Annotated in this window: 10 protein-coding genes; all 10 read left to right on the top strand. The window is 59.1% G+C overall.

Annotated elements, in window-relative coordinates:
* Positions 1-318: 318 nt before the first annotated feature.
* Positions 319-2,973, top strand: coding sequence for a DNA gyrase subunit A (gene gyrA / locus HV782_RS20825; RefSeq protein WP_123466661.1), 2,655 nt, complete (start codon positions 319-321; stop codon positions 2,971-2,973).
* Positions 2,974-3,196: 223 nt separating this feature from the next.
* Positions 3,197-4,282 (top strand): 3-phosphoserine/phosphohydroxythreonine transaminase, encoded by a 1,086-nt coding sequence (gene serC, locus HV782_RS20820; RefSeq protein WP_186744880.1) that lies wholly within the window; start codon positions 3,197-3,199, stop codon positions 4,280-4,282.
* Positions 4,282-5,376, top strand: a complete 1,095-nt coding sequence (gene pheA, locus HV782_RS20815) for a prephenate dehydratase (RefSeq protein WP_016770924.1) — start codon at positions 4,282-4,284, stop codon at positions 5,374-5,376. The genes serC and pheA overlap by 1 nt, the downstream gene beginning before the upstream one ends.
* A gap of 12 nt (positions 5,377-5,388) precedes the next feature.
* Positions 5,389-6,501 (top strand): histidinol-phosphate transaminase, encoded by a 1,113-nt coding sequence (gene hisC / locus HV782_RS20810; RefSeq protein WP_128614695.1) that lies wholly within the window; start codon positions 5,389-5,391, stop codon positions 6,499-6,501.
* Between the two features lie 28 nt (positions 6,502-6,529).
* Positions 6,530-8,737 (top strand): bifunctional prephenate dehydrogenase/3-phosphoshikimate 1-carboxyvinyltransferase, encoded by a 2,208-nt coding sequence (locus tag HV782_RS20805; RefSeq protein ID WP_264082482.1) that lies wholly within the window; start codon positions 6,530-6,532, stop codon positions 8,735-8,737.
* Entirely contained in the window at positions 8,734-9,423 is a 690-nt protein-coding gene (gene cmk, locus HV782_RS20800; RefSeq protein ID WP_064391442.1) for a (d)CMP kinase, read from the top strand. The genes HV782_RS20805 and cmk overlap by 4 nt, the downstream gene beginning before the upstream one ends.
* Before the next feature lie 119 nt (positions 9,424-9,542).
* Positions 9,543-11,225, top strand: a complete 1,683-nt coding sequence (rpsA, locus tag HV782_RS20795) for a 30S ribosomal protein S1 (protein ID WP_025113090.1) — start codon at positions 9,543-9,545, stop codon at positions 11,223-11,225.
* A gap of 214 nt (positions 11,226-11,439) precedes the next feature.
* Positions 11,440-11,718 (top strand): hypothetical protein, encoded by a 279-nt coding sequence (locus HV782_RS20790; protein WP_123466655.1) that lies wholly within the window; start codon positions 11,440-11,442, stop codon positions 11,716-11,718.
* A 143-nt stretch (positions 11,719-11,861) separates the two neighbouring features.
* Complete coding sequence (ihfB, locus tag HV782_RS20785) at positions 11,862-12,155, top strand: integration host factor subunit beta (protein ID WP_119429682.1); 294 nt, start codon at positions 11,862-11,864, stop codon at positions 12,153-12,155.
* Positions 12,156-12,182: 27 nt separating this feature from the next.
* Positions 12,183-12,422, top strand: a complete 240-nt coding sequence (locus HV782_RS20780) for a LapA family protein (protein WP_123466653.1) — start codon at positions 12,183-12,185, stop codon at positions 12,420-12,422.
* Positions 12,423-12,442 lie beyond the last annotated feature (20 nt).

Here is a 12,442-nt window from a genome sequence, read left to right as displayed (position 1 = left end):
AAATGTCAATAAACATCGCTAAACCAAGCCTCAATTCTGCATTCAAAGAAGCTCTGAGCTTCTCTGGTCCCCTTTAAGCCTGTCACCGGTCAACTAACTATGCTCCATGCGCATCTGGGGGATAGGTGCGTGGCGGCTCTTGTGATAACATCCGGCGTTTTCCGAGGCAGCTTCACGGAGCTGTCTTCACTGCGCAAATCCGCGATCCAATGTTGATTTGTCGTAAGTCGGTGCATGGCACTCGGCCGGCCCCGACGAGCTTCGTTGCTCCCACATGGATATGACGAAGTTTCACCAGAAAAAGGAATCAGGCTTCTCATGGGCGAACTGGCCAAAGAAATCCTCCCGGTCAATATCGAAGACGAGCTGAAACAGTCCTATCTCGACTACGCGATGAGCGTAATCGTCGGCCGTGCACTGCCGGATGCGCGCGATGGCCTCAAGCCCGTGCACCGTCGCGTACTGTTCGCGATGAGCGAGCTGGGCAACGACTTCAACAAGCCGTACAAGAAATCTGCCCGTGTTGTCGGCGACGTGATCGGTAAGTATCACCCGCACGGTGATACTGCGGTGTACGACACCATCGTTCGTATGGCTCAGCCTTTCTCCCTGCGCTACCTGCTGGTAGACGGTCAGGGCAACTTCGGTTCGGTCGACGGCGATAATGCTGCGGCCATGCGATACACCGAAGTGCGCATGACCAAGCTGGCGCACGAGCTGCTGGCTGACCTGCACAAGGAAACCGTGGACTGGGTGCCGAACTACGACGGCACCGAAATGATCCCGGCGGTCATGCCGACCCGTATCCCCAACCTGCTGGTCAACGGCTCCAGCGGTATCGCCGTGGGTATGGCGACCAACATTCCGCCGCACAACCTCGGTGAAGTCATCGACGGTTGCCTGGCGCTCATCGACAACCCTGAGCTGACCGTCGATGAACTGATGCAATACATCCCCGGTCCGGACTTCCCGACCGCCGCGATCATCAACGGTCGCGCCGGCATCATCGAAGCCTACCGTACCGGTCGTGGCCGTATTTACATGCGCGCCCGCTCGATCATCGAAGACATCGACAAGGTCGGTGGTCGTCAGCAGATCGTTATCACCGAGCTGCCGTACCAGCTGAACAAGGCGCGTCTGATCGAGAAGATCGCCGAACTGGTCAAAGAGAAGAAGCTCGAAGGCATCACCGAGCTGCGTGACGAGTCCGACAAGGACGGTATGCGCGTCGTGATCGAGCTGCGTCGCGGCGAAGTGCCTGAGGTGATCCTCAACAACCTCTACGCCCAGACCCAGCTGCAATCGGTATTCGGCATCAACATTGTTGCGCTGATCGACGGCCGCCCGCGCATCCTGAACCTCAAGGATCTGCTGGAAGCCTTCGTCCGTCACCGTCGCGAAGTGGTCACCCGTCGTACCGTGTTCGAACTGCGCAAGGCGCGCGAGCGTGGTCACATCCTCGAAGGTCAGGCCGTTGCTCTGTCGAACATCGACCCGGTCATCGCCCTGATCAAGGCTTCGCCGACCCCGTCGGAAGCGAAAGAGGCGCTGGTCAGCACCCCATGGGAATCCTCGGCGGTGGTGGCGATGGTTGAACGTGCCGGTGCGGACTCGTGCCGTCCGGAAAACCTCGATCCGCAATACGGTCTGCGCGAAGGCAAGTACTTCCTGTCGCCAGAGCAGGCGCAAGCCATTCTCGAACTGCGTCTGCACCGTCTGACCGGTCTGGAGCACGAGAAGCTGCTGGCCGAGTATCAAGAGATCCTCAACCAGATCGGCGAGCTGATCCGCATCCTCAACAGCGCCGTGCGCCTGATGGAAGTGATCCGCGAAGAGCTGGAAGTGATCCGCGCCGAATACGGCGACGTGCGCCGCACCGAAATTCTCGATGCCCGTCTCGACCTGACCCTGGGTGACATGATCCCGGAAGAAGAGCGCGTCGTGACCATTTCCCACGGTGGCTACGCCAAGACCCAGCCATTGGCGGCGTACCAGGCTCAGCGTCGTGGCGGTAAAGGCAAATCGGCGACTGGCGTCAAGGATGAGGACTACATCGCTCACCTGCTGGTTGCCAACAGCCACACCACGCTGCTGCTGTTCTCCAGCAAGGGCAAGGTGTACTGGCTCAAGACTTACGAAATTCCGGAAGCATCGCGCGCCGCCCGTGGTCGTCCGCTGGTCAACCTTCTGCCGCTGGATGACGGTGAATACATCACCACCATGCTGCCGGTCGAGGAATACACCGAAGGTCACTACATCTTTATGGCGACCGCCAACGGCACCGTGAAGAAGACCCCGCTGGAATCCTTCAGCCGTCAGCGCAGCGTCGGTCTGATCGCGCTGGAGCTGGACGAAGGCGACGTGCTGATCTCCGCGGCCATCACCGATGGCGAGCGTGAAGTGATGCTGTTCTCTGACGGCGGCAAAGTCACCCGCTTCAAAGAGTCCGACGTCCGTGCGATGGGCCGTACCGCCCGTGGTGTGCGCGGCATGCGTCTGCCAGAAGGGCAGAAGCTGATTTCGATGCTGATCCCGGAAGAAGGCAGCCAGATCCTCACCGCTTCCGAGCGTGGTTATGGCAAGCGCACCGCGATCACCGAGTTCCCTGAGTACAAGCGTGGCGGCCAAGGCGTGATCGCCATGGTCAGCAACGAGCGTAACGGCCGTCTGGTCGGTGCGGTGCAGGTGCTCGACGGGGAAGAAATCATGCTGATTTCCGATCAGGGCACCCTGGTGCGTACCCGTGTCGACGAAGTGTCGAGCCTGGGTCGTAACACGCAAGGTGTGACGCTGATCAAGCTGGCCAAGGATGAAACCCTGGTCGGTCTGGAGCGGGTTCAGGAGCCGTCGGAAGTCGAAGGTGAAGAGCTTGAAGGTGAAGAGGGCGAGGAGTTCGAAGGCAGCGTCGTGAGCGACGATGCTGGCGAAGACCAGCAACTCGACGCCGCAGCAGACGAAGAACCGCAAGAATAAGCGGGCAAACGAGGGGGCGGATGAGAATTCGCCCCCTTGTTATTTGTCCGGTATGAAATATCGACGCCCATGATGAACCCTGTGGGAGCGAGCTTGCTCGCGAAAGCGGAGTAACAGGCGACATTGTTGTTGAATGTCAGTCCGCTTTCGCGAGCAAGCTCGCTCCCACACACGATTGGCGCCGACTGATATGTGATACCACCAAATCAGAGCGAGATTGGATGTGAGCAAGCGAGCCTATAACTTCTGCGCCGGTCCTGCGGCGCTTCCTGAAGCTGTCCTGCAGCGCGCCCAGGGTGAACTCCTTGATTGGCACGGCAAGGGTTTGTCGGTCATGGAAATGAGCCATCGCAGCGATGAGTTCGTGTCCATCGCCACCCAGGCCGAGCAGGATCTGCGTGACCTGCTGAATATCCCGTCGAACTATAAAGTGCTGTTTCTGCAAGGTGGCGCCAGCCAGCAATTCGCGCAGATTCCACTGAACCTGTTGCCTGAAGGCGGCTCTGCCGACTACATCGACACCGGTATCTGGTCGCAGAAAGCCATTGAAGAGGCCTCGCGCTACGGTCACGTCAACGTTGCCGCTACCGCCAAGCCTTACGACTATTTCGCCATCCCGGGCCAGAACGAGTGGAACCTGTCGAAAGACGCCGCTTACGTTCACTACGCGCCGAATGAAACCATCGGCGGTCTGGAGTTTCAGTGGATCCCGGAAACCGGCGACGTGCCGCTGGTGGCTGACATGTCTTCGGACATTCTGTCGCGTCCGGTCGATATCTCGCGTTTCGGCATGATCTACGCCGGCGCGCAGAAGAACATCGGCCCGAGCGGCATCGTCGTCAACATCATCCGCGAAGATCTGCTGGGCAAGGCCCGTTCGCTGTGCCCGACCATGCTCGACTACAAGGTCGCGGCCGATAACGGCTCGATGTACAACACCCCGCCGACCCTGGCCTGGTACCTGTCCGGCCTGGTGTTCCAGTGGCTGAAAGAGCAGGGCGGTGTCGAAGTCATCGCCAAACTCAACGACGTCAAGCAGCGCACGCTGTACGATTTCATCGACGCCAGCGGCCTCTACAGCAACCCGATCAACAAGTCCGACCGCTCGTGGATGAACGTGCCGTTCCGTCTGGCTGACGACCGTCTGGACAAGCCGTTCCTGGCCGGTGCCGACGCGCGTGGCCTGCTCAACCTCAAGGGCCACCGCTCCGTGGGCGGCATGCGCGCCTCCATCTACAACGCCGTCGACATCAACGCCGTCAATGCGCTGGTGGCGTACATGGCTGAATTCGAGAAGGAACACGGCTGATGTCCGAGCAAGAACTCAAGGCACTGCGCGTTCGCATCGACGCTCTGGACACCAAGGTCCTCGAGCTGATCAGTGAGCGTGCGCGTTGCGCCCAGGAAGTCGCGCGAGTAAAGATGGCCTCGCTGGCCGAAGGCGAAGTGCCGGTGTTCTATCGTCCCGAGCGTGAAGCTCAGGTGCTCAAGCGGGTGATGGAGCGCAATCAGGGGCCGCTGGGTAACGAAGAGATGGCGCGGTTGTTCCGCGAAATCATGTCCTCGTGCCTGGCGCTGGAGCAGCCGCTGAAAGTGGCTTATCTGGGGCCTGAGGGCACTTTCACCCAGGCGGCGGCCATGAAACACTTCGGTCACGCGGTGATCAGCAAGCCGATGGCGGCGATCGACGAAGTGTTCCGTGAGGTGGCAGCAGGTGCGGTGAATTTTGGCGTGGTGCCGGTGGAGAACTCCACCGAGGGCGCGGTCAACCACACGCTGGATAGCTTCCTCGAACACGACATGGTGATCTGCGGCGAAGTCGAGCTGCGCATTCACCATCACTTGTTGGTTGGTGAAAACACCAAGACCGACAGCATCAGTCGCATCTACTCCCACGCGCAGTCGCTGGCCCAGTGCCGCAAGTGGCTGGACGCGCACTACCCGAATGTCGAGCGCGTGGCGGTGTCCAGCAACGCCGAAGCGGCGAAGCGGGTCAAGGGCGAGTGGAACTCGGCGGCGATTGCCGGCGACATGGCGGCAGGGCTGTATGGTCTGACGCGTCTGGCGGAGAAGATCGAAGACCGTCCGGACAACTCGACGCGCTTCCTGATGATCGGTAACCAGGAAGTGCCACCGACCGGCGACGACAAGACTTCGATCATCGTCTCGATGAGCAACAAGCCCGGCGCGCTCCACGAGCTGCTGGTGCCGTTCCATGACAACGGCATCGACCTGACCCGGATCGAAACCCGTCCGTCGCGCAGCGGCAAATGGACCTACGTGTTCTTCATCGACTTCGTCGGCCACCACCGTGATCCGTTGATCAAAGGTGTGCTGGAAAAGATCAGTCAGGAAGCAGTAGCACTCAAAGTGCTGGGTTCCTACCCGAAAGCAGTTCTCTAAGGGCGGTAGCAAATGAGTGGCAACTTCCTCGCTCTGGCACAGCCGGGCGTGCAACAACTTTCGCCGTATGTTCCGGGCAAGCCTGTGGATGAGCTGGCCCGCGAGCTGGATCTGGATCCGGCGAAAATCGTCAAACTGGCGAGCAACGAAAACCCGCTGGGCGCCAGCCCGAAAGCGCTGGCGGCGATCCGTGAAGAGCTGGCCGAGCTGACCCGTTATCCGGACGGCAACGGTTTTGCACTGAAATCCCTGTTGGCCGAGCAGTGCCGCGTCGAGCTGAGCCAGGTCACTCTGGGTAACGGTTCCAACGACATTCTCGAGCTGGTGGCGCGCGCCTATCTGGCGCCGGGCCTGAACGCAGTGTTCAGTGAGCATGCGTTTGCTGTCTATCCGATTGCGACTCAGGCCGTTGGCGCTCAGGCCAAAGTGGTTCCGGCCAAGGATTGGGGGCATGACCTGCCGGCCATGCTCGCGGCCATCGACGCCAACACCCGCGTGGTATTCATCGCCAACCCGAACAACCCGACCGGTACCTGGTTCGGCGCCGAAGCGCTGGACGAGTTCCTGCAGGATGTGCCGGAGCACGTTCTGGTGGTGCTGGACGAGGCTTACATCGAGTACGCCGAAGGCAGTGATTTGCCGGACGGTCTGGACTTCCTTGCCGCGTATCCGAACCTGCTGGTTTCGCGCACCTTCTCCAAAGCTTACGGTCTGGCGGCACTGCGCGTTGGCTACGGTCTGTCGACTCCAGTGGTCGCTGACGTGCTGAACCGCGTTCGCCAGCCGTTCAACGTCAACAGCCTCGCCCTCGCGGCAGCCTGTGCAGCATTGAAGGACGATGAGTATCTGGCGCAAAGCCGTCAGCTCAACGAGTCGGGCATGCAGCAACTGCAAGCCGGTTTCCGTGAGCTGGGTCTGGGCTGGATCGAATCCAAAGGCAACTTCATCTGCGTCGATCTCGCTCAGGTCGCTGCCCCGGTGTTCCAGGGACTGCTGCGCGAAGGCGTGATCGTGCGTCCAGTGGCCAACTACGGCATGCCGAACCACCTGCGGGTGACCATCGGTCTGCCAGCGGAAAACAGCCGCTTCCTCGAAGCGCTGCGCAAGGTTCTGGCTCGTGGGTGATGTCACTGCACTGCAATCTGCTGCACCTATGATCGGGCGCCTTGTGGTGGTCGGTCTGGGGTTGATCGGTGGTTCGTTTGCCAAAGGCTTGCGTGAAAGCGGCGTGTGTCGCGAAGTGGTCGGGGTCGATCTCGACCCGCAATCGCGCAAGCTGGCGGTCGAGTTGGGGGTGGTGGATCGTTGCGAGGACGATCTGATCGCCGCGTGTCAGGGCGCCGACGTGATTCAGCTGGCGGTGCCGATCCTGGCCATGGAAAAAGTGCTGGCCCGTCTGGCGAGCGTTGATCTGGGCGCGGCGATTCTCACTGATGTCGGCAGTGCCAAGGGCAATGTGGTGCGTGCGGCGACCGAGGCGTTCGGCGGCATGCCGGCGCGTTTCGTGCCGGGGCATCCGATTGCCGGTTCCGAGCAGAGCGGGGTGGAAGCTTCCAACGCTGAACTGTTCCGTCGGCACAAGGTGATCCTGACACCGCTTGAGCAAACCGATCCGGCGGCGCTGGCGGTGGTCGATCGCTTGTGGCGCGAATTGGGCGCAGACGTCGAGCACATGCAGGTCGAGCGTCACGATGAAGTGTTGGCTGCGACCAGTCATCTGCCGCACCTGCTGGCCTTCGGTCTGGTCGATTCGTTGGCCAAGCGCAATGAAAATCTTGAGATCTTCCGTTACGCTGCGGGCGGTTTCCGCGATTTCACAAGAATCGCCGGAAGCGACCCGGTGATGTGGCACGACATCTTCCTCGCCAATCGCGAGGCTGTCCTGCGCACACTCGATACATTTCGCAGCGACCTCGACGCCTTGCGCGACGCGGTCGATGCAGGGGATGGGCACCAATTATTGGGCGTCTTCACGCGCGCCCGGGTTGCCCGCGAGCATTTCAGTAAAATCCTGGCCCGCAGGGCCTATGTGGACGCTATGAATTCCAACGATCTGATCTTCCTGGCTCAACCTGGTGGCCGCCTTTCCGGTCGGATTCGCGTACCGGGTGACAAATCGATTTCCCACCGCTCGATCATGCTCGGCTCCTTGGCTGAAGGCGTGACTGAAGTGGAAGGTTTCCTCGAGGGCGAAGACGCCCTGGCGACCTTGCAGGCTTTCCGCGACATGGGTGTGGTCATCGAAGGCCCGCACCACGGCCGCGTGACCATTCACGGTGTCGGCCTGCACGGCCTGAAACCGGCACCGGGCCCGATCTATCTGGGCAACTCCGGTACGTCGATGCGCCTGCTGTCCGGCCTGCTGGCCGCGCAGGACTTCGACAGCACCCTGACGGGTGACGCTTCGCTGTCCAAGCGTCCGATGAATCGCGTGGCCAATCCACTGCGTGAAATGGGCGCCGTGATCGAAACCGCTGCCGAAGGTCGTCCGCCGATGACCATTCGCGGAGGTCACAAGCTCAAGGGGCTGACCTACACCATGCCGATGGCCAGCGCCCAGGTGAAATCCTGCCTGCTGCTCGCCGGCCTGTACGCCGAAGGCAAGACCACTGTGACCGAGCCGGCTCCGACTCGCGACCACACCGAGCGCATGCTGCGTGGTTTCGGCTACCCGGTCAGCGTTGAAGGTGCGACGGCTTCGGTCGAGTCCGGTGGCAAGTTGACTGCGACCCACATTGAAGTGCCGGGTGACATCTCGTCGTCGGCATTCTTCCTGGTGGCAGCGTCGATCGCCGAAGGTTCGGAGCTGGTGCTTGAGCACGTCGGCATCAACCCGACTCGTACCGGTGTTATCGACATCCTGCGCCTGATGGGTGCGGACATCACTCTGGAAAACCAGCGTGAAGTCGGCGGCGAGCCTGTGGCTGACCTGCGCGTGCGGGCAGCTAAGCTTAAAGGTATCGAGATTCCGGAAGAGTTGGTCCCGTTGGCGATCGACGAATTCCCGGTGCTGTTCGTGGCTGCTGCCTGTGCTGAAGGGCGCACCGTGCTGACCGGCGCTGAAGAGCTGCGGGTCAAGGAATCGGATCGTATTCAAGTGATGGCGGACGGCCTGTTGGCGCTGGGCGTCAAATGCCAGCCGACTCCGGACGGCATCATCATCGACGGCGGCCAGATCGGCGGCGGCGAAGTGCATGGTCACGGCGATCACCGTATCGCAATGGCTTTCAGTGTGGCCTCCCTGCGTGCCACCGCACCGATCCGCATCCATGATTGCGCCAACGTCGCGACGTCGTTCCCCAACTTCCTCGCATTGTGCGGGCAGGTCGGCATTCGTGTGGCACAAGAGGCTCAGTCGTGAAAAACATTGCACCGGTCATCACCATTGATGGGCCAAGCGGCTCGGGCAAAGGCACCGTAGCCGGGATTCTGGCCAAGCGTCTGGGCTGGAACCTGCTGGATTCCGGTGCGCTTTACCGTTTGCTCGCCTTTGCCGCGCATAACCATGGCGTTGATCTGACCAATGAAGAGCTGCTGAAGAAACTCGCCGCTCATCTGGATGTGCAGTTCATTGCGGCGACCGAAGGTCAGTTGCAGCGAATCATTCTGGAAGGTGATGAAGTCAGCGATGTCATTCGCACCGAAAGCGTCGGTTCCGGCGCTTCGCAAGTGGCTGCATTGCCCGCCGTACGCGAGGCGCTGCTGCAGCGCCAGCGTGCTTTCCAGGAAGCGCCGGGCCTGGTGGCCGATGGTCGCGACATGGGTACGGTGGTGTTTCCCGATGCACCGCTGAAGATTTTCCTGACCGCCAGTGCCGAGGAGAGGGCGCGCCGTCGATATTTGCAGTTGAAGGGCAAAGTCGAGGGTGTTAGTCTGTCGAGTCTGCTAGATGAGATCCGTGCACGCGACGAGCGTGATACCCAGCGCGCAGTGGCCCCGCTCAAACCGGCGGCCGACGCGATACAGTTGGATTCCACGGAGTTGTCCATCGATCAGGTGCTTGAACGCATCATGAGCGAGATCGCCATTCGCGATATCGCCGGGTGACCAAGAAGGTTGCAGGGGACCAGTCATAGTCCTGCGGCGCTTCTTCTATATGAAACTAACCCACACCGTCTGGGGTGTGGAGATGGGCGTATCCTTCGCCCTCATTTACAGGAATTAAAATGAGCGAAAGCTTTGCGGAACTCTTTGAAGAAAGCCTAAAAACCCTGAACCTTCAGGCAGGCTCCATCATCACCGGTGTTATCGTTGATATCGATTACCAAGCTCGCTGGGTAACCGTTCACGCTGGCCTGAAGTCTGAAGCACTCATCCCGCTTGAGCAGTTCTACAACGACGCTGGCGATCTGACTATCAATGTCGGTGACGAAGTTCACGTTGCGCTGGACTCGGTTGAAGACGGTTTCGGTGAAACCAAGCTGTCCCGTGAAAAAGCCAAGCGCGCTGAATGCTGGATCGTTCTGGAAGCAGCCTTCGCAGCTGAGGAAGTGGTCAAGGGCGTTATCAACGGTAAGGTTAAAGGCGGCTTCACTGTCGACGTTAACGGCATCCGTGCGTTCCTGCCAGGCTCCCTGGTTGACGTCCGTCCAGTGCGCGACACCACGCACCTGGAAGGCAAAGAGCTGGAATTCAAGGTCATCAAGCTGGACCAGAAGCGCAACAACGTTGTCGTTTCCCGTCGCAGCGTCCTGGAAGCCGAGAACTCCGCCGAGCGTGAAGCTCTGCTGGAATCCCTGCAGGAAGGCCAGCAAGTCAAAGGTATCGTCAAAAACCTCACCGATTACGGCGCATTCGTCGATCTGGGTGGCGTGGACGGCCTGCTGCACATCACCGACATGGCCTGGAAGCGCATCAAGCATCCTTCCGAGATCGTCAACGTTGGTGACGAAATCGACGTTAAGGTTCTGAAATACGATCGCGAACGCAACCGTGTTTCCCTGGGCCTGAAGCAACTGGGCGAAGATCCATGGGTTGCTATCAAAGCCCGTTACCCAGAAAGCACTCGCGTTACCGCTCGTGTAACCAACCTGACTGACTACGGCTGCTTCGCTGAGCTGGAAGAAGGCGTTGAAGGTCTGGTACACGTTTCGGAAATGGACTGGACCAACAAGAACATCCACCCTTCGAAAGTCGTACAAGTCGGCGACGAAGTGGAAGTCATGGTTCTGGACATCGACGAAGAGCGTCGTCGTATCTCCCTGGGCATCAAGCAGTGCAAGTCGAACCCGTGGGAAGACTTCTCTGGCCAGTTCAACAAGGGCGACAAGATCTCCGGCACCATCAAGTCGATCACCGATTTCGGTATCTTCATTGGTCTGGACGGCGGCATCGACGGTCTGGTTCACCTGTCCGACATCTCCTGGAACGAAGTGGGCGAAGAAGCCGTACGTCGTTTCAAGAAGGGCGACGAGCTGGACACCGTTATCCTGTCGGTTGATCCAGAGCGCGAGCGCATCTCCCTGGGCATCAAGCAACTGGAAAGCGATCCGTTCTCCGAGTACGTCTCGGTTAACGACAAAGGCGCAATCGTTACTGGCACCGTGAAAGAAGTTGACGCCAAAGGCGCCATCATCGTTCTGGCCGACGATATCGAAGCGACTCTGAAAGCCTCCGAAATCAGCCGTGACCGCGTTGAAGACGCGCGCAACGTTCTGAAAGAAGGCCAGCAAGTAGAAGCCAAGATCATCAGCGTTGATCGTAAGAGCCGTGTAATTCAGCTGTCGATCAAATCGAAAGACGATGCTGAAGAGAAAGAAGCTATCCAGAGCCTGAACTCCGTTCAGGAAGCTCCAGCCGATACCACTATGGCTGCTCTGCTGAAGCAAGCAATGGCCAAACAGAACTAAGTTCTGCTTGATCATGAAAAAGGGCGACTTCGGTCGCCCTTTTTTGTGCCTGCGATTTACCGATTTTTGCCGTCCTTTTTTATGAGTGTGCTTGTAGGTGAAACCAAATCATTTACCTGATGGTCTGTTTCTTTAATCGGATCAATCGCCTATTCACGACTAAGCTAGGTCTTAAGCGTGTAGTCGTCGGGCTTCGCCTGGCATAAGGAAGTGAATGAACAAGTTTATCGTCCTCTTGGCTGCTGTGGTTCTAGCGGGCTGTACCACCAGCGCCAAGACCCATGCGGTGCGAGGTGTCAGTGGCATAGAGATAGACTGCTCCGGATTGGGCTCTGGCTGGGACAAGTGTCAGCGGCGTGCGGCGAAGGAGTGCAAGGGGGCTGGATACAAGGTGATCACGCGATCTGACGATGCCAGGGATGAGGAGGAGTTTCCTTTTGGCTTCAACCCGGCAGGCTACGTCACCCGCACGATGCTGGTGATATGCCGGTAGAGCGTGTTTGCGGGTTTGATGCCCTGAAAACGGGCGTTTCGGCGCCGAGGAAGATATGTCAATCCCTGGGCTGTTCAAAATCTTCCGGGCGTGCTAAAACCTTTCAAGCGCTGATCTAGCTGCTTGAAAAAGAAGGGAAAAATATGACGAAGTCGGAGTTGATCGAACGAATTGTCACCCATCAAGGGCTACTCTCATCCAAGGATGTGGAGCTGGCCATCAAGACCATGCTTGAACAAATGTCCCAATGTCTGGCGACCGGTGATCGTATCGAGATCCGTGGGTTTGGCAGCTTCTCATTGCACTATCGTGCCCCGCGCGTAGGCCGCAATCCAAAAACCGGCCAGTCGGTCAGCCTTGACGGCAAATTCGTTCCGCATTTCAAGCCAGGTAAAGAGCTGCGTGATCGGGTGAACGAAGAGGAGGACGAGATTTGACAGTCGCGACTCTGCAGGGAGTTTTTCATGCGTAATCTCAAGCGCATGCTTCTTGGCGCATTCATTCTTTTGCTGGTGTTGGTTGTTCTGGCATTCGTTCTGGAAAACCAGCAATCGATCTCGCTGATATTCCTCGGCTGGTCGGCTCCACAACTTCCGGCATCGCTTGTAATGGTTTTGGCGTTGCTTGTCGGTATGTTGATTGGTCCAATACTCGCCTGGTTTCTGGGGCGTTCGTCCAGAGCCTCGCGCAAGCGTCTGGTCTGAAATGGCAGCGGCGGGGTATC

The sequence above is a fragment of the Pseudomonas monsensis genome (assembly GCF_014268495.2).
Lineage (GTDB): Bacteria > Pseudomonadota > Gammaproteobacteria > Pseudomonadales > Pseudomonadaceae > Aquipseudomonas > Aquipseudomonas monsensis.
The sequence above is the reverse complement of the archived record's forward strand: the minus strand, read 5'-3'. Positions and strand labels throughout refer to the sequence as shown.

What these genes read in the sequence shown, in the direction of transcription:
- gyrA (WP_123466661.1), top strand. Translation starts at nt 319, where the DNA reads ATGGGCGAACTGGCCAAAGAAATCCTCCCGGTCAATATCGAAGACGAG.
- pheA (WP_016770924.1), top strand. Translation starts at nt 4,282, where the DNA reads ATGTCCGAGCAAGAACTCAAGGCACTGCGCGTTCGCATCGACGCTCTG.
- hisC (WP_128614695.1), top strand. Translation starts at nt 5,389, where the DNA reads ATGAGTGGCAACTTCCTCGCTCTGGCACAGCCGGGCGTGCAACAACTT.
- HV782_RS20805 (WP_264082482.1), top strand. Translation starts at nt 6,530, where the DNA reads ATGATCGGGCGCCTTGTGGTGGTCGGTCTGGGGTTGATCGGTGGTTCG.
- rpsA (WP_025113090.1), top strand. Translation starts at nt 9,543, where the DNA reads ATGAGCGAAAGCTTTGCGGAACTCTTTGAAGAAAGCCTAAAAACCCTG.
- HV782_RS20790 (WP_123466655.1), top strand. Translation starts at nt 11,440, where the DNA reads ATGAACAAGTTTATCGTCCTCTTGGCTGCTGTGGTTCTAGCGGGCTGT.
- ihfB (WP_119429682.1), top strand. Translation starts at nt 11,862, where the DNA reads ATGACGAAGTCGGAGTTGATCGAACGAATTGTCACCCATCAAGGGCTA.
- HV782_RS20780 (WP_123466653.1), top strand. Translation starts at nt 12,183, where the DNA reads ATGCGTAATCTCAAGCGCATGCTTCTTGGCGCATTCATTCTTTTGCTG.